This window comes from Corynebacterium sp. 401_CJEI, from assembly GCF_001076435.1.
GTDB classification, from domain to species: Bacteria; Actinomycetota; Actinomycetes; order Mycobacteriales; family Mycobacteriaceae; genus Corynebacterium; species Corynebacterium jeikeium_D.
Map to the genome: position 1 here is coordinate 20,358 of NZ_JVIP01000042.1, position 16,686 is coordinate 37,043.

A 16,686-nucleotide genomic window follows, 5' to 3' on the forward strand; every position below is an offset into this window, starting at 1 on the left:
AATTCATGTCTTTGCAGATTGGTTCTGCCGCCATTGTCGGCTGGGTTGCCCGGGGGATTGACGCGCTTCAATCCCGCCGCGATGAGATCAACAGTCTCAATGTCTTCCCAGTACCGGATTCCGATACCGGGTCGAATATGCTCGCGACGTTGAGTTCGGCCTATGAGGAAGCGCAAAAGGCTGACGCTTCCGATGTTCGCGCAGTCACCGCGGCCCTAGCTGCCGGTGCAGTGCGCGGCGCCCGCGGTAATTCGGGCACTGTGCTCTCGCAGGTTTTTCGCGCGGTGGCTGAGGCTGCCTCCGGTAGTGGCATTGGCGTTGAGTCGGTACAACACTCGCTAAAGCTAGCTGTGCAACATGTTTCCCAAGCGATTGCCAATCCGGTGGAGGGCACGATTCTGACAGTCCTGCGGCACGCCGCGATTGCCGCGGAGGAATTTGAGGGCGACTCGATTGAGGAGCTCGCCGACACGATCGCGGATGCCGCTCGCGATGCGCTGGCGAAAACCCCCAGCCAGCTCCCGGCACTGCAGCAGGCGGGCGTGGTCGACGCCGGCGGCGCGGGGTTGGTCATTCTGCTCGACGCGCTTGCCGACGAAGTCAGCGGCCGCGCAGCCGCACCGGTCGATTTGCATGTCGACGCGCCACACGTAGCCACCGTTGAGATGGAGGTCATGTACCTGATTTCCTTGGCGGATACCCAGGCGGTGGAAGCGCTGCGAGAGCGGTTGAACCCGCTGGGCAATTCGCTCATCATCGCAGGTGATGCTGGTAATGCGGAGACCGCGCAGTACATGGTGCATATCCACACAGTGGAGCCGGGCGCGGTTATCGAGGCAGCACTTGACTTCGGTCGTCCGGAACGCATCCGTATCGAGGTGCTCGATGAGCCGGAGACAACACCTGACTCCACTCGCATCCTCATTGCGGTAGTGCCGGATGGTCCGCTGAATGATCTCATCACCTCCTCTGGGGCGATTGCTATCAGCCCGACCCCCGCTCCGACTCCCACATCCACTCCCACAGATCGCGCAGCCATCGCCGACCAGGAGTTCGCTGACAATGTGGTCACCAAGGCACTGACTGCCATGAGGGGCGCGGACGAGGTTATCCTGCTGCCAAATGGGCTGGTCAGCGACCAGGAATTGGCGGATATCGAATTCGCTGCTGCTGCGGCTAATCCGACTCTCGCGGTAGTGTCCACAGACTCCATTCCGGCTGGCCTTGCTGCCTTGGCCGTGCATTCGGCTGAGCTGCCGCTGGCGGTTGCTGCGTATGCGATGGGAGAGGCTGCCAATGGCACGCGAACGGCTGTAGTCGCTGCGGACGTCGATAAGCCCCTGACTGACGCGCTCACAGAGACCATCTCAGACCTGTTGGCTGGCGGCGGGGAACTAGTGACTCTGCTGCTCGGGCGCGGAGCTGAGGGCGTGGACATAGCGCAAGTGCGGGCGCGGCTGGACAAGCCTGTGGAGGTCGTAGCCTATGATGCGACCGGCATCGATGAGCTGGTGCAGGTAGGAATCGAGTAGCGCGATGCTCGGATGGCTCGGCTCGGATTATGCGCGCACGCCCCTGAATATCGTGGTGGGGCCAAAGACTGCAAAGAAGCTGCATACGGCTTTTGGTATGGAGACCGTCTCGGATGCGCTGACGAATTTCCCGAAGCGCTACGTGGCGCAGGGTAAGAGCTTAGATGTGTCATTTTCCGACATTGGCGACACCATCACCACAGTCGTGGAGGTGCACAGCATTTCGCCAGCGCCCGCCTTCGCCGACCGACGCAAGCCACTGAAAATCTATGTCAGCGACGGCGTGCGCATTCTTCCGGCCGCGATTTTCGGTGCCGAATGGCTGCGCAATATGCTGCACCCCGGTGTGCGTCTACTCATTGTTGGCACGCTCAGCGAGTTCCGCAATGAGCTACAGCTGAAAAATGTTGATTGCATGGTGCTTAAAGCCGATGGTTCGGTAGGCGCAGCCACTGGCAAGCTGGCCACACTGACGAAGACAGCCAAGGGGATTGCGGAGATGCAGCGGCTGCTCACGCGCCCCTATCTGCCCATTTACCGTGGCCGTAAAGGAGTAGCGGGTATTCACCTGGCTCTGTACATGCAGCGCATCCTCGAATGGTTACCGCTGCAGCCAGACCCATTGCCCGCCACGCCGGAGGGACTTACCGATTTCGACTCCGCACTGCGTGGCGCACACTTTCCCTCCATCGCGGGCCCCGACATCGCGCTTGCCCGACTGAAGTACGACGAAGCGCTTGAGCTCCAGCTCGCCGTTGGTGCACGCAAGCGTACTCAAGCGAGTCTCACCGCTCCGGCCTGCATGGAAGTCGCCGGGGGACTTCGCGACGAGCTACGCCGGGGGTTGCCGTTTTCGCTTACCGACGGTCAGGTCGCGGTCGCAGCCGATATCGCGCAGGATATAGCGAGGTCTAACCCGATGAACCGCCTGCTAGCAGGTGAAGTCGGCTCGGGTAAGACCGTGGTGGCCCTACTGGGAATGCTGCAAGCAGTCGATTCCAGCAGGCAGTGCGCGATGCTGGCGCCGACGGAAGTCCTGGCCCAACAGCACTACCGATCGCTGACAGCGATGCTGGAGCAAGCCGGAGTAGCAGTGACTGTACGACTGTTGACGGGATCGATGTCGACGAAGGAGCGCCGGGCAACCCTGTTGGAGGCAGTCAACGGGGAGGCTGACATTGTCGTCGGCACGCATGCCCTGCTCAGTGAGGGCGTGGAGTTCTTCGATCTCGGGCTGGTGGTCGTCGATGAGCAGCACCGCTTTGGTGTGCGCCAGCGCGATCAGCTGCGAAGCAGGGGACGGGGTGGAATGACACCGCATCTGTTGGTGATGTCGGCAACCCCGATTCCGCGCACGGTAGCGATGACCATTTTTGGCGACCTCGCAGTTTCGCAGTTGACGGAATTGCCACGGGGACGTCAGGAAATCCAATCCTTTGTCGTACCGACGCTGGAGAAACCCCGCTGGGAGGCACGAACCTGGGAGCGCATTGGGGAAGAAGTGGCCAAGGGCAACCGCGCCTTCATTGTCTGTCCCCGCATTACCCGCGATGAGGAACAGTTCCTCGACGAGTCCGTGGAGGCGGTGTTCGACCGAGCGAGGAAAAAACTGCCCGGTGTACGTATCAGTCAGTTGCACGGCAATATGGCACCGGAGGACAAAGACCGCGTGATGCAGGCCTTTGCCACAGGACAGCTGGATGTGCTGGTGTCCACCACAGTTATCGAAGTCGGCGTGGATGTACCAGAGGCCACGATCATGATGATTCGCCGCGCCGAGAGCTACGGTATCTCGCAGATTCACCAGCTGCGCGGTCGTGTCGGCCGTGGTGACCGTGGTGGCCTGTGCTTCCTATGTACACACACGCATTCGCAGACACCGGAGCGCACCCGGCTGGACCGCATTGCCGCCACCACCGACGGCATTCAACTGGCGGAGCTGGACCTGGCCACGCGTAGTTTCGGCGATCTGCTCGGCGATGACCAATCGGGACTGGCAACCGGCCTCGGCCTGGTGGACCTCACCACCGACGGCGAAATCATCGAGCGCACCCGACATGATGCCATGGCTCTTCTCGATGTTGATGAGAGGCTTGTGGGAGAGCTTATCTCCGATATCGATGAAGAGCAGTCGAACTACTTGGACCGCTCCTAGTAAGACCAAAGTAGACTGTTGGGCATGGTAGATGTCTGTGCACCTTTTGCAGGAGTAGTCCGCTGGGAGGTCGCCGAGAAAGACTCGGTGACGACCGGTCAGGTTATTGCGGTCGTGGAGGCCGTCAAGCTAGAAGCGCCGGTTTTAGCGCCCTGCCCGGGCACGGTCGCGGAGGTGGCGGCAGATCAATTTGTGGATGTCGAAGGCGGTCAGCTGCTGGCAAGAATCACGCCAGCAACTCACAGCGCCACGGCACAGCACAACGGCAACGAGAACACATCGCACGAAGGGAAGTAGATGACCCGCATTATTGCAGGTGAGGCACGCGGTCGTAGGCTAGTCGCGCCTAAGGGAGAGACCACTCGGCCAACTAGTGACCGCGCGAAGGAAGCCATCTTTTCCTCCTGGTCCACACGCTTTGGGCTAGAGGGAACTCGCGTTCTCGACCTGTTTGCTGGCTCGGGTGCGCTCGGTTTGGAAGCGGCTTCTCGCGGCGCGCGTTCCGTCGTGTTGGTGGAAAACGATCCGAACGCCATTGCCGCTATTGAAAAGAACATTCGCACCGTGGGGCATCCCGATGTGGCCCTGTCTCCGATGAAAGTGTCGTCGTACCTTGCGGGCGCGCCGGGCGAGCCTTTTGACCGCGTCATCGCGGATCCGCCCTATGAGTTGGTGGGGGAGGCCGTTACAGAGATGCTCGAGGCGCTGCGTAGCTTCCTCGCGCCGGGCGCGGTCGTGACTGTGGAGCGTCACCGCGATGACGAGGAGACGCAGTGGCCCGAGGGCTACGAACAGCTCCAGCAGAAGCTGAAGCGTCGCATTCACGGTTTGGCGCGCTTCGACACCGCTATCTACAACGCTTAACGTTCTTCTTTACGCTTTACGACGGCCAAAGGTGGTTTGACCTCTATGACTCACGCATGCTGCCCCGGTTCCTACGATCCCATGACCTCTGGTCACCTCGATGTGATTGAGCGTGCCGCGCGCCAATTCGATCAGGTGACCGTGCTGGTTACCCACAACCCGAATAAGCAGGGCATGTTCAATGTCGAAGAGCGCATGGACCTCATTCGGCAGTGCACGCAGCACTTGGACAATGTGCAGGTGGACTCCTGGTCGAAGCTGTTGGTTGACTACACCTCCGCGCAGGGCATCTCCTGCCTGGTCAAGGGGCTGCGCTCGGCGGCGGACTACGAGTACGAGGCTCCCATGGCGCAGATGAATCGGCGCATGACGGGCATTGAGACTCTCTTTGTGGAAGCTGATCCGAAGTACGGTCATGTGTCGTCGACACTGATGAAGGAAGTTGTTCGCTACGGCGGTTCGGTGGAAGGGCTAGTTCCTGAGCCTGTCTTGCACGCCCTGCAGCGCCGACTGAAGTAGCATGTAAGTCATGTTTCGCGTCTTCGAATCTCTTGATGAACTGGTCCAGATCCTAGAAGAGGCACACGGCGTGCCACTGTCGGCCAATTGTATGGTTCCGCGTCAGCGTGTTCTCGAGTTGCTCGATGAGCTGAGGGATGCTTTCCCGGCTGAGCTCGATGACGCGCAGGATGTCTTGGACCAGCGGGATGAGATTATCAACGATGCTGAAGCCCGGGCGAACAACACCATTTCGACTGCGGATGAAGAAGCCCATCGCATTGTCGACGAGGCCGAGGCCCGCGCTAACCACACCGTCGAGGATGCCAATGCCCACGCAGCTGGCACCGTCGCGGCCGCTGAGGACGACGCCCGTCGCCTCCGCGAGGATGCTCAGCACGAGTACGACAGCATTGTGGATCGTGCTTCTGCCGAGTCCGATCGCCTGATTCACGCTGGTAACGAATCCTACGAGCGTTCCGTTGCGGAAGGCCGCGAGGAGCAGGCTCGCCTGGTCGCTGAGTCAACGGTCGTCCGCGAAGCCAACGACGAGGCGAATCGTCTGCTTTCCGACGCACACGCGGATTCCTCTCGCCTCCGTGAAGAGTGTGACCGCTACGTTGATTCCAAGCTCGCCGAGTTTGAACGGACTCTCCAGGAGACCCTGCGCAATGTCGGTCGCAATCGCTCGGTACTGCGTTCGGGAGCCGGTGCCGTCGGCGGTGGTGCAGGGGCTCAGAACGCGCCGTCTTCCTTCTCCGAGGGACAGGAACGCCGCCGGTACGAGCGTTAGCGCATCTTCGGGGTAGACTGAGGTCTATCATGACTGACTCATCCCCATTTGTTCTGGACGTTTCGACATGTCTGCAGGGCGGCATGCCCGAGCAGTTCCGCAAGGTAGGCGATAGCCCTGTCCGCGTTGGTGTCGAGATGATTGGCATCGCCGCTGGCGAGGAGGTTGTCGTTGACGGCATTGTCACGAACCTCGGCAGCGGTGTCATGGTTGACGCGACTGTGACTGCCAAGGCCACCGGCGAGTGCGTGCGCTGCCTAGCCCCGCTGAATCCGGAGCTCAGCTTCCACATTTCGGCTGTCTTTTCCAACAACGAGGACTTCATCACAGGCGACGATGCCGAGGAAGAAGACCTCGAGGACGAAGTTGGCCAGATCGTCGACAATACGGTGGATATCACTCAAGCCGTCATCGATGAGGCGGGCTTGAATCTGCCCTTCAATCCGACCTGTCTGGATTTCGATTCCAGCTGTGCTGAGTCGGACTCAGAAGTGCCGGAGCCAGACGGCATCTCGGGTGAAGAGGAGCGCATTGATCCGCGTTGGGCTGGCCTGGCGGAAAAGTTTGGCTCGCTCGGCGACGAGAAGTAATCGACGACGACTTAGACGAAGACTTTAAAGGAGATATAACGGATGAGCCGCAAGCGTCGGCTAACCGGTGAGGCGGCTAGAAAGGCGGCTTTCGAGGCCGTCGATCACGCCCCGCTGCTGGAAAAACTCGGTGTTGAGCTACCAGAGGAGTCCCTGAAGCTCGCTTTGACCCACCGCAGTTTCGCGAATGAAAATGGCATGCTGACCAATAACGAGCGGCTAGAGTTCCTGGGCGACGCCGTGCTGGGCATGTGCGTTGCTGAAGAACTCTACCGTCGCTTCCCGGACCGCGCTGAGCAGGATATTTCCAAGATGCGTGCAGGTGTCGTGAACATGTACGCGCTGGCTGACCTGGCCCGCAGTATCGGGCTGGGAGAGCACATTCTCCTCGGCCGCGGTGAGAAGGCCACCGGTGGCGCGGATAAGCACTCGATTCTCGCTGACACCACCGAGGCGCTGCTGGGTGCTATTTACCTGCAGCATGGCTTCGAGGTTGCCCGCGAGACCGTGCTTCGCCTGTTTAACCAGATGATTGACGATGCCCCGACTGAGTCTCGCGGTCGTGACTGGAAGACGCTGTTGCAGGAGCGCCTGGCGGTCAAGCAACTACCGGCTGCCGAGTACACCGTGCGCACCACCGGCCCCGACCATGACCTAACTTTCTACGTCGACGTGCTGGTTGACGGCGTGGTTAAGGGCAGCGGTACCGGCGCCACGAAGAAGGAAGCCGAGATGCACGCCGCGCATCAGGCGCATACTGCACTGGCATAATGCCCGAGCTTCCTGAAGTCGAGTCCGTACGCCGCGGTCTCGACGCTTACGTCGTCGGTGGCCGCATCGAGGACACTTTCGTCTACAACGCTCGTGCCGTGCGGCGCCAACCCGGTGGTGCCGCAGAGTTTATCGGTCGCACGCGCGGGCGCACGGTTATCGCTACGGATCGCCGCGGCAAGTTCATGTGGCTCACGCTTGACGACGACTCCGCAATTGCCATCCACCTGGGTATGAGCGGCCAATTGCGTGTGGAAGCTCCGTACACGCCCGATACGCTGCCCGGACGCCACACCAGGGCCGCATTTGACATAGCCCTGCCGGACGGCGCTCGGCACCTTATCAACTTCAACGATCAGCGCACCTTTGGTTGGGTCTGGGCCTGTGAAATGGTCGAATCCCACGGTCGCTTTGTTCCGGAACCCGCAGCCAAGATCGCGCCCGATCTATTGGAGCCAACTGTCGATGTGGTTGCACTTGCACACCGCATGATGAAGTCGCGTTCGCCGATTAAGGCCGTATTGCTCAACCAGAACATTGTGTCGGGTATCGGTAACATCTATGCCGACGAAATGCTTTGGGCAGCGAAGGTCGATGGGCGCGTGCCGGCGTGTGACCTTTCGGTCCGTCGTTTAGCGAAACTTTTGCGCGAGGGGCAAGCGGTACTTCAGCGGGCGCTAGCGGCGGGTGGCACGAGCTTCGATGCGTTATATGTGCATGTCAACGGCGAAAGTGGCTATTTCGAGCGGAGCTTGAACGCCTATGGCCAAGCGGGGGAGCCGTGCTCGAGGTGTGGGCGCGCAATTGTCCGTCTGCCATTTGGGAATAGATCGAGTTATCTGTGTCCCACCTGTCAGCGCTAGAATTTCCTTATGAGCTTCATGGAACAAGCGACCGATTGGGTCAACGCCTGGAATGACAAGTACTGGCTGTTCATGATTCTGCTACTCAGCGGTGCAGGCCTGTACTTCTGCTGGCGGACCATTGTGGTGCAGCTCCGGTACATCCCGGAGATGTTCAAGGCAATTACCGAAAAGCCGTCTGACATCTCCGAGGGGGTCAAGGGCATCTCGGCCTTTAAGGCCTTCACAATCTCTGCTGCCTCGCGTGTCGGTACCGGTAACGTCGCAGGTGTGGCGGTGGCAATCACTACGGGTGGGCCAGGTGCCGTGTTTTGGATGTGGCTGCTCGCTGCGATTGGCGGTGCTACCAGCTTCGTGGAGTCGACGCTGGCGCAGCTGTACAAGGTGCGGGATAAGGACTCTTACCGAGGAGGGCCCGCGTACTACATCACCAAGGGGCTGGGAGAGAACTGGCGCTGGATGGCGTCGCTCTTCGTCATCGCTATCACGGTGACCTACGGTTTTGTGTTCAATGCGGTGCAGTCCAACTCAATCACGGCGGCTGTGGCTGAGTCGACTGGTCAGGGAACGCCGATCTTTAAATTCTGCGTCGGCATTGTGCTGGCAATCTTGGCCGGCGTCATCATCTTCGGTGGTGTGCAGCGCATTTCGGCGGTGACGCAAATTGTCGTACCGATCATGGCCGTGGCCTACATCATCCTCGGTCTGATTGTGCTGGCTCTCAATATCACTGAAGTGCCGGGCATGATCAAGCTCATCTTCGAGCACGCCTTCGGTATCCGTGAGATCGCTGGTGCCGCTGTCGGTACCGCCATGATGCAGGGTATTCGCCGTGGTCTGTTCTCCAACGAGGCCGGTATGGGTTCCACACCAAATGCGGCGGCTACGGCGTCGGTGTCGCACCCGGTCAAACAGGGCCTCATCCAGACGATGGGCGTCTACTTCGACACCTGGGTCGTCTGTACTATCACCGCAGTTATCATCCTGTTGTCCGATCCGACCTTCGGCGGCGATGCGGAGGGCACCGCGTTAACTCAGGCTGCGCTGTCGGCGCAGGTGGGTACGTGGGCCATCCACGCGGTCACGGTTATCATCTTCTTCCTCGCGTTCTCCTCGCTGGTGGGTAACTACTACTACGCCGAGGCGAATATCCCGTTCCTGTCAAAGAGCAAGGCTGTCCTGAACACCGTGCGTGTCCTGGTCATCCTGTGCGTGATTGGCGGAGCTGTCGGTTCCGTGCCGCTCGTCTGGTCGCTTGCAGATACTTTCTCCGCACTCATGGCCACCATCAATATCATCGCCATTCTGCCGCTGGGCGGCGTAGCTGTCGCCCTACTAAAGAATTACTCCGAGCAGAAGTCCAAGGGGCTTAATCCGGTATTCCACCGCGATGATCTGCCTAACGTCCGCGGCCACGACAAGATTGAGTGCTGGGACGGTTCCGACCCGATGACAGTGCGTGAGTCCGATGTTGCTTAACGACGTCCGCCTCACCGCGTGGGTACACGGTCGTGTTCAAGGTGTTGGTTTTCGCTGGTACACCCGCGCGACGGCTCTGGAGTTGGGGTTGGTTGGTTACGCCCAGAACTACCCGGATGGTCGGGTGTTAGTTGTTGCTGAAGGGCCACGGGCAGACTGTGAGAGTTTGCTCGCTTGGCTTGAGGGGCCGAATACTCCGGGCGATGTGACGGCAGTGGTGCCGTTATGGCAGGAACCGAAGGGTGCATTGAGCACGTTTGACCGTCGTTAAGCGGGTGCCAACTGCCTTCCTCCCCCCCATGTCGGTGTAGGAATCCGAAAAATTCGAATACGTTCTATCCCTCGCTCTATGTCATTGTTTTTGCGCAGTTGGCGGGGGATTTTTCGTGTCTTGAGGTAGTCGATTGGTGCGTTGTAGAGGTCTCAGAGCGCTAAAAACCTACGCAACCGGGAAAAAGAATACGTAAATACGAAAGGCGAGTGGATTAAGTTAATAACTACCTACTGACAGGCAGGGGAGGCACATATGACGCCTGAAGAAGTAATTGCACAGTCTGGAAACTCAGCGTGGATGCTGATTTCGGCTTCGTTGGTTTTGCTGATGACACCGGCGCTCGCGCTGTTCTATGGCGGCATGTCGCGACAGAAGTCGGTGCTCAACATGATGATGATGATGAGCTTTGGTGCTGTCGGCGTTGTCGGTGCCATTTACGTGCTGTGGGGCTGGTCGATGTCCTACGGATCGCAGTCGATCGGTGGTGTTTTTGCCAACCCATTCGAGTTCTTCGGTCTGCGTAACTCAATCACGGATGGCGACGGCAACTACATTGCGAGTGCGAACGGTTACCCAAACATCATCGACATTGGGTTCCAGCTCACGTTCTGCTCGATTTCTGTAGCGCTGATCTCTGGGGCGCTGGCCGAACGCGTGAAGTTGTCCACCTGGTTGATTTTCGTCGGCTTCTGGACGACGCTGGTGTACTTCCCAATGGCCTTCATGGTCTGGGGCGGTGGCCTGCTGAGCCACTCGGCAGAGGGGCTGTCGGCAAAGCTGTTCGGTACCGCTGACGGTGAAGCATTGATCGCTCCAATTGACTTCGCTGGCGGTACGGTTGTGCACATTGCTGCTGGTACTGCCGCTTTGGTGCTGGCGATTATCGTCGGTAAGCGCAAGTCCATCGATGGCAGCCAGCATCGCCCGCACAATCTGCCACTCGTCATGCTGGGTGCTGCACTGCTGTGGTTCGGCTGGTTCGGCTTCAACGGCGGTTCGGCATTTGCGGCCGACGGTGTCGCTGGTCTGGCATGGCTGAATACGACGGTGGCAGCGTGCGTGGGGATGCTCGGCTGGATTTCACTCGAGCGTATTCGTGATGGGCATCCCACCTCGCTGGGCGCCGCTTCGGGTGTCATCGCAGGGCTTGTGACTATTACTCCGGCCGCAGGAGATATGAACCCAGTGACCTCAATCATTCTGGGCTATATCGGCGGTGCGCTGGGTTGCTGGGGAGTGGGCTTGAAGTACAAATTCAACTTCGATGACACCCTGGATGTGGTTGGTCTGCATCTGGTTGCAGCTATGTGGGGAACGATTGGTGTTGGCCTGCTGGCTAATGATCGCGGACTGCTTACCGGCGGTGGCATCGACGGCCTGAAGTTGTTTGCCATCCAGGTCATTATTGCTGTCGTCGCAGCGGTGTTCTCAGGCGTGCTGACGTACATCATTGCCCGAGTCCTGAAGGCAACCGTCGGTTGGCGTATCCACGGCGAGCAGGAGCATTCTGGTATCGACGTCGCTCAGCACGGTGAGTCGGCCTACGCGTCAACTAAGCAGGCAGTGGTGTAAACAACGCTGTGTAAACAATCTTGTGTAACAGGGTGCGTGCTTGGGGTAATTCAGCTCCAAACCGTAACTACGGGTAAGATATTGCCCCATGTATTTGAAATCGCTGACTCTGAAGGGCTTTAAATCCTTCGCTTCGGCGACGACGATGAAATTCGAGCCCGGCATCTGCGCAGTTGTCGGCCCGAATGGATCTGGTAAGTCGAATGTCGTCGATGGCCTCGCGTGGGTTATGGGTGAGCATTCCGCCAAGACTCTCCGTGGCGGCAAAATGGAAGATGTCATCTTCGCGGGAACTTCCGGGCGAAAGCCCTTGGGGCGCGCGGAGGTAACTCTTACCATCGACAATTCCGATGGGGCACTTCCCATTCAATATAAGGAAGTCTCTGTCACGCGTCGCATGTACCGCGACGGCGCAAGTGAGTACGAAATCAACGGTTCTCGCGTCCGCCTCATGGATGTCCAAGAGCTCCTCAGCGACACCGGTATTGGCCGCGAGATGCACATCATCGTCGGCCAGGGCCGGCTTTCGCAGATTCTGGAGTCGCGGCCAGAGGAGCGTCGTGCGTTTATTGAAGAAGCCGCAGGCGTGCTCAAACACCGCCGTCGCAAGGAAAAAGCGCAGCGCAAGCTGCAGTCGATGCAGGCCAATCTCGACCGGCTGGAGGATCTGACAGGTGAGCTTTCCCGTCAGCTCAAACCGCTGAAGCGTCAGGCTGAGGCCGCCTCTCGCGCCCAGACTGTGCAGGCAGACCTGCGCGACGCCAAGTTGCGTTTGGCTGCCGCGGACTTCGTGGATTTGCAGGACAGCCTCAATGACATTGCTGGTCAAGCCAAGCTCATTGAGGAAAAGGTGGAGGCCGCCACGGAGCGAGCCGAGATTGCCGCTGAGCGCACTGCAGAACTCGAAGCCGAACTGGAGGACATCACTCCAGCTGCCGATGCTGCCCGTGACCTTTGGTTCCGTCTCTCCGCACTCGGTGAGCGTATCCAAGCGACGGCCCGCATCGCCGCCGATCGCGCAGCCGACCACTCTGTCGCTCCGTGGGTAGGCCCAGACCCGGACTTCCTGGAGCAGCGTGCCGACGATGCCGCCACCGAAGAAGCCACGCTCGCTGAGGCTGAGGCAGAGGCCCGCGAAAAACTGGAGGAAATCCGCGAAACGCTCTTCGACGCCGAGGAGACTTTCCGCGAAGCCGAAGCGGAGCACCTCGCTGCCGTTCGCGCAATCGCCGACCGTCGCGAAGGCGTGGTTCGCCTCATTTCCGCAGAAGAATCTCTGCGCACCCGATTGGAAGCCGCCGAAGCTGAAGCTGCACGCCTTGCCGAGCAAACCAATGAGGCCGACGAACGCCGTGCCGATGCCACCGAAGCTGTGGAAAACGCCGCGCAGGAGCTAGCCGAGGCAGAATTCGAAGGTCCCGAGCTGCAGAGTGCTTATGAACAGGCCAACCGAGAAGCAGAGCTGGCCTCTACACGGTTGAAAGAACTCCGCGCTGACGAGCGCGACCTTGAACGCAGCGTCTCAGGTCTGTCCGCCCGCATCGAAGCTCTGGAGACCGCCCGCACCGCCGCTGCCAACGACGGCACCGCGTGGCTACGTGAAAAACACGAACTCGGCGTTCTCTCTGAAGTCATCGATGTCGACGCTGGCTGGGAAAAAGCGCTCACTGCCGCCCTCGGCGCGGCCGCCGAAGCACTGGTCAGCGAGGGCAGTGGAGATTCGCTTATCGACGAGCTGGTGGCCACGGGCAAGGGCAGTGCCGTTGTTATCAATTCTGCGGATGCATCCGACTCCTGGCGCTTGGACATCACTCTGCCCGCACAGGCATCCTGGCTGCTCGATCATGTGACAGTGCCGGCGGAGCTTTCGGGTTCGTTGACCTCTCTGCTCGTTGATGTCGTGGCCTGCGACGACGAGCACGTTGCCCGTGAGTTAGTGTCGCAGGATACTCGACTGCGCGTTGTTGACCGCGATGGTGTGCTGCGTGGCTCTGGTTGGGTAGCTGGCGGTGCTGGTGGCACTGCATCAGGTGTGGAAATCGCCGCCGACATTGCTAAGACTCGCGAAGAACTAGCAGAAGCACAGGTGCGTTTGAGTGACCTCGGTGGTGTGCTCTCCGGTGCACAGGCCGAAGAAGAGGACCGCCGCACGGACGCGGCGGCCGCCCGTGCTGCGTTGCGTGAACATCAGAGTCGTATGAAGGTCCTCACGGATGCCCGAACTCGGGCCACAGCGCAGCTGTCCGGCCTGGTGCATGATGCCGAACGTGCTGAGCAGCGCGGAGCCGAAGCCGCGGACCGAGTAACGAAGCTCCAGAAGGAGTTGGCGGAGGTCGCAGACCGCTTGGCACGCGTTGACCGTGACCCCGAGGAGGGGGAACCGTCGACAAGCGAACGTGATCGGGCCTCGGAGGCGCTGACGGCTGTGCGCGCCATGGAAACAGAGGCGCGTCTGTCGCTGCGTACGGCAGAGGAGCGACTGTCGAGTGTACGAGGCAAGGCCGAGCGGCTCCGTCGCCAGGCTGCATCGGAGCGCGTAGCGAAGGCCCGCCATGAGCAGGCGCAGATGGCGAAGGTTGCCCAGCGCGAATTGGCAGAAGTTGTCGCGGAGCTGGCTGAGGATTTGCATGCGAAGGTCAACGTGTCGTTGGCGCGGGCAGAGGCCGATCGCGACGATGCCGAGGCGCAGAAGAAGACAGTGTCGCAGGCACTATCAGCGGCCCGGACGGAGGCAAATACGGCGCAACGTGAGCTGGCACAGCTAACGGATTCCGCGCACCAGGGCGACATCGCCCGTGCGCAGGCGCAGGTCCGCGTGACCGAGGCTGCAGAGCGCATCGTCGACCAGTTGGGGCTGTCTGTCGATGACCTGCTCGCGGACTTTGCTCCTGATGAGAACTTCGACCGCGCAGCCGTGACGAAGCAGCTCAAACAGGCGGAGAAGGATCTGCGTGTGCTCGGCCGCGTCAACCCGTTGGCGCTGGAGGAGTATAAGGCGATGGAGGAGCGCTACTCTTTCCTATCCACGCAGCTCGATGATGTCCTCAAGGCCCGCCAGGACCTCACCGATGTTGTCGAGGAAGTCGATGCCACGATCCTGCAGCTCTTCACAGACGCGTGGAACGATGTCGAGGCAGAATTCCCCGCAGTCTTTCAAACGCTTTTCCCGGGCGGCGACGGACGACTGGTTCTCACCGAGCCGGACAACCTGCTCACGACAGGTATCGAGGTTGAAGCCCGCCCGCCGGGCAAAAAGGTTAAGCGGCTGTCGTTGCTCTCCGGCGGCGAGAAGTCGCTGACGGCGCTGGCAATGCTCGTCGCTATTTTCCGCGCGCGCCCGAGTCCCTTTTACGTACTCGACGAGGTGGAAGCCGCGCTTGACGACGTTAACCTGCGTCGCCTTATTGCGCTGCTCGAGGAACTCCGCGCGACCAGTCAGCTGATTGTCATTACGCACCAGAAGCCAACAATGGACGTTGCGAATGTGCTCTACGGCGTGACCATGCGGGGCGATGGTGTGACTCGAGTAATCTCGCAGCGAATGTCACCGGCATCCGCAACTCCGTCGACAGGAGCGGAGTAAGCGCGGAGTAAGTGAGGAAGAGTCGTTGATACTGCATAATGAGAGTTATGACTCCAACTCAGTGGATACTCCTTGTCGTCGCGATTGTCGTTATTATCGCGCTGCTCTTTGTTGTGGGCTATGTCCGCAGGAAGAACCAGCGCATTTCCTTTGCGAAGGAAGATACTAAGGAACTCACCCAGCAGGAGAAGTCTGGAAATTACCAGGCCACTAGTGGTTTTAACTTCGCTCCGGCCGGTGGTGGGACTGATACCCGCGAGAAGCAGCCGGTTGAAAAACCGATGCCGAAACCGGCGGAAAAGCCGATTGAAAAGCAGGCCCCGGAGCCAGAGGAAAAGCAGGCTGATATACCTGCCGATCAGCCGGACGGTTCACTGCTGAAACCAGAAGGTCGACTGGTTATTCCGGATAACCCCACCGAAATGGAGGGGGATTATGACCGCGTAATGCGGGAAATCCCAATCGATTTGCCAACGGCCGGGGAAGAGGAATCAGAGCCCGAGCCGGAACCACAACCAGAGCCCGAAGCAGAGCCTGAGGTAGAGGTAGTTCCTGCTCCTGAACCGGAGCTGGAGCCGGAGCCGACTCCCGAACCAGAACCGACGCCAGAGCCGGAGCCGGAAGCTGCGCCGGAGCCGACGCCAGAGCCAGAAGCAGAACAGCAGATTGACTCCATCGACCCGGCTGAGGGACGTCTGGGCCGCCTGCGCGGTCGTCTGTCACGGTCGCAGAATGCAATTGGCCAGTCTGTGCTCGGCATCTTGGGCGCGGGTGACCTTGATGAGGACGCGTGGGAAGAGGTTGAAGACATCCTGGTTATGGCTGACCTCGGTGCGGCTGCGACGCAGCGTGTCGTCGATAAGCTGCGCGAGCGTATTGCCAGCCAGAAGGTGAGCACGGAAGAGCAAGTGCGCGCCCTGCTGCGTGAGGTGTTGATTGAGGAGTGCAAGCCTGAGATGGACCGCTCCATCCGCGCACTTCCGCACGAGGGCAAGCCCGCAGTGATTCTGGTAGTCGGTGTCAACGGCACAGGTAAGACCACGACGACGGGCAAGCTGGCTCGTGTACTGGTCGCCGGTGGCCACCGTGTTGTTCTCGGCGCAGCGGATACCTTCCGTGCTGCTGCAGCCGACCAGCTGGAGACCTGGGGGCGACGCGTTGGCGCGGAGACCGTTCGCGGCGCTGAAGGCGCCGATCCTGCTTCTATTGCATTTGAGGCAGTTGCTCACGGTATCGAGTCCGGCGCTGATGTGGTGCTCATCGACACCGCCGGCCGCCTGCACACCAAGGTCGGTCTGATGGACCAACTGGACAAGATTAAGCGCGTGGTGGAGAAGAAGGCTCAGGTTGACGAAGTCATCCTGGTTTTGGACGCGACGGTTGGCCAAAATGGTCTACTGCAAGCTCGTACGTTCCGGGATGTAGTAGACATCACCGGCGTTGCCCTGACCAAGCTGGACGGTACCGCGAAGGGCGGCATTGTATTCCAGGTGCAAAACGAGCTCGGTGTGCCGGTGAAGTTGGTTGGCCTTGGTGAAGGTGCTGACCACCTGGCGCCGTTTGAGCCGGAGAGCTTCGTAGACGCACTGCTCGGCGGCCGCAAATAGTAACTAACATCGATGAGTGAATTTTCCATCGATTGGTGAGTACAGCGTCGCCCGTTGCCCCCGGCAAAAATAAAGGCCTCGGAGCCACCGCGTAGATTTCTGTAG

The 16,686-nt window shown here is 59.9% G+C and carries 14 protein-coding genes; all 14 read left to right on the plus strand.

Annotated elements, in window-relative coordinates; translation table 11 throughout:
- The first annotated feature begins 5 nt into the window (after positions 1-5).
- The 14 genes from ADM64_RS09500 (at position 6) to ftsY (ending at position 16,581) form a co-directional block, all read left to right on the plus strand.
- On the plus strand, positions 6-1,532 hold the full coding sequence (locus ADM64_RS09500; RefSeq protein ID WP_048735464.1) for a DAK2 domain-containing protein: 1,527 nt from the start codon (positions 6-8) through the stop codon (positions 1,530-1,532).
- Positions 1,533-1,536: 4 nt separating this feature from the next.
- A complete protein-coding gene (locus tag ADM64_RS09505) occupies positions 1,537-3,687 on the plus strand; it encodes an ATP-dependent DNA helicase RecG (RefSeq protein ID WP_049171560.1) in 2,151 nt (716 codons plus the stop codon).
- A 24-nt stretch (positions 3,688-3,711) separates the two neighbouring features.
- On the plus strand, positions 3,712-3,984 hold the full coding sequence (locus ADM64_RS09510) for an acetyl-CoA carboxylase biotin carboxyl carrier protein subunit (RefSeq protein WP_049171558.1): 273 nt from the start codon (positions 3,712-3,714) through the stop codon (positions 3,982-3,984).
- Entirely contained in the window at positions 3,985-4,551 is a 567-nt protein-coding gene (rsmD, locus tag ADM64_RS09515) for a 16S rRNA (guanine(966)-N(2))-methyltransferase RsmD (protein ID WP_049189536.1), read from the plus strand.
- Positions 4,552-4,596: 45 nt separating this feature from the next.
- Positions 4,597-5,070 carry a pantetheine-phosphate adenylyltransferase gene (coaD, locus tag ADM64_RS09520; protein WP_049189535.1) on the plus strand — a complete coding sequence of 158 codons (474 nt, stop codon included), beginning with the start codon at positions 4,597-4,599 and terminating at the stop codon, positions 5,068-5,070.
- A gap of 10 nt (positions 5,071-5,080) precedes the next feature.
- A complete protein-coding gene (locus ADM64_RS09525; protein ID WP_049194013.1) occupies positions 5,081-5,842 on the plus strand; it encodes a DivIVA domain-containing protein in 762 nt (253 codons plus the stop codon).
- Between the two features lie 29 nt (positions 5,843-5,871).
- The gene (locus tag ADM64_RS09530) at positions 5,872-6,432 is read left to right on the plus strand and encodes a YceD family protein (RefSeq protein WP_048735478.1); all 561 of its coding nucleotides are present in this window, start codon (positions 5,872-5,874) and stop codon (positions 6,430-6,432) included.
- A 42-nt stretch (positions 6,433-6,474) separates the two neighbouring features.
- The gene (gene rnc, locus ADM64_RS09535; RefSeq protein ID WP_049194014.1) at positions 6,475-7,203 is read left to right on the plus strand and encodes a ribonuclease III; all 729 of its coding nucleotides are present in this window, start codon (positions 6,475-6,477) and stop codon (positions 7,201-7,203) included.
- On the plus strand, positions 7,203-8,066 hold the full coding sequence (gene mutM, locus ADM64_RS09540; protein WP_049189533.1) for a bifunctional DNA-formamidopyrimidine glycosylase/DNA-(apurinic or apyrimidinic site) lyase: 864 nt from the start codon (positions 7,203-7,205) through the stop codon (positions 8,064-8,066). Before rnc ends, mutM begins: the two co-directional genes overlap by 1 nt.
- 18 nt (positions 8,067-8,084) lie before the next feature.
- Complete coding sequence (locus ADM64_RS09545) at positions 8,085-9,545, plus strand: alanine/glycine:cation symporter family protein (RefSeq protein ID WP_049171612.1); 1,461 nt, start codon at positions 8,085-8,087, stop codon at positions 9,543-9,545.
- Entirely contained in the window at positions 9,535-9,816 is a 282-nt protein-coding gene (locus ADM64_RS09550) for an acylphosphatase (protein WP_049171546.1), read from the plus strand. Before ADM64_RS09545 ends, ADM64_RS09550 begins: the two co-directional genes overlap by 11 nt.
- Before the next feature lie 255 nt (positions 9,817-10,071).
- Complete coding sequence (locus tag ADM64_RS09555; RefSeq protein ID WP_049194015.1) at positions 10,072-11,391, plus strand: ammonium transporter; 1,320 nt, start codon at positions 10,072-10,074, stop codon at positions 11,389-11,391.
- 88 nt (positions 11,392-11,479) lie between these two features.
- Positions 11,480-14,974, plus strand: a complete 3,495-nt coding sequence (gene smc / locus ADM64_RS09560) for a chromosome segregation protein SMC (protein WP_049194016.1) — start codon at positions 11,480-11,482, stop codon at positions 14,972-14,974.
- 47 nt (positions 14,975-15,021) lie between these two features.
- Positions 15,022-16,581: a signal recognition particle-docking protein FtsY gene (ftsY, locus tag ADM64_RS09565; RefSeq protein ID WP_049171536.1), complete on the plus strand. Its 1,560-nt coding sequence runs from the start codon at positions 15,022-15,024 to the stop codon at positions 16,579-16,581.
- Positions 16,582-16,686 lie beyond the last annotated feature (105 nt).

What these genes read in the sequence shown, in the direction of transcription:
- ADM64_RS09500 (WP_048735464.1), top strand. Translation starts at nt 6, where the DNA reads ATGTCTTTGCAGATTGGTTCTGCCGCCATTGTCGGCTGGGTTGCCCGG.
- ADM64_RS09505 (WP_049171560.1), top strand. Translation starts at nt 1,537, where the DNA reads ATGCTCGGATGGCTCGGCTCGGATTATGCGCGCACGCCCCTGAATATC.
- ADM64_RS09510 (WP_049171558.1), top strand. Translation starts at nt 3,712, where the DNA reads ATGGTAGATGTCTGTGCACCTTTTGCAGGAGTAGTCCGCTGGGAGGTC.
- rsmD (WP_049189536.1), top strand. Translation starts at nt 3,985, where the DNA reads ATGACCCGCATTATTGCAGGTGAGGCACGCGGTCGTAGGCTAGTCGCG.
- coaD (WP_049189535.1), top strand. Translation starts at nt 4,597, where the DNA reads ATGACTCACGCATGCTGCCCCGGTTCCTACGATCCCATGACCTCTGGT.
- ADM64_RS09525 (WP_049194013.1), top strand. Translation starts at nt 5,081, where the DNA reads ATGTTTCGCGTCTTCGAATCTCTTGATGAACTGGTCCAGATCCTAGAA.
- ADM64_RS09530 (WP_048735478.1), top strand. Translation starts at nt 5,872, where the DNA reads ATGACTGACTCATCCCCATTTGTTCTGGACGTTTCGACATGTCTGCAG.
- rnc (WP_049194014.1), top strand. Translation starts at nt 6,475, where the DNA reads ATGAGCCGCAAGCGTCGGCTAACCGGTGAGGCGGCTAGAAAGGCGGCT.
- mutM (WP_049189533.1), top strand. Translation starts at nt 7,203, where the DNA reads ATGCCCGAGCTTCCTGAAGTCGAGTCCGTACGCCGCGGTCTCGACGCT.
- ADM64_RS09545 (WP_049171612.1), top strand. Translation starts at nt 8,085, where the DNA reads ATGGAACAAGCGACCGATTGGGTCAACGCCTGGAATGACAAGTACTGG.
- ADM64_RS09550 (WP_049171546.1), top strand. Translation starts at nt 9,535, where the DNA reads ATGTTGCTTAACGACGTCCGCCTCACCGCGTGGGTACACGGTCGTGTT.
- ADM64_RS09555 (WP_049194015.1), top strand. Translation starts at nt 10,072, where the DNA reads ATGACGCCTGAAGAAGTAATTGCACAGTCTGGAAACTCAGCGTGGATG.
- smc (WP_049194016.1), top strand. Translation starts at nt 11,480, where the DNA reads ATGTATTTGAAATCGCTGACTCTGAAGGGCTTTAAATCCTTCGCTTCG.
- ftsY (WP_049171536.1), top strand. Translation starts at nt 15,022, where the DNA reads ATGACTCCAACTCAGTGGATACTCCTTGTCGTCGCGATTGTCGTTATT.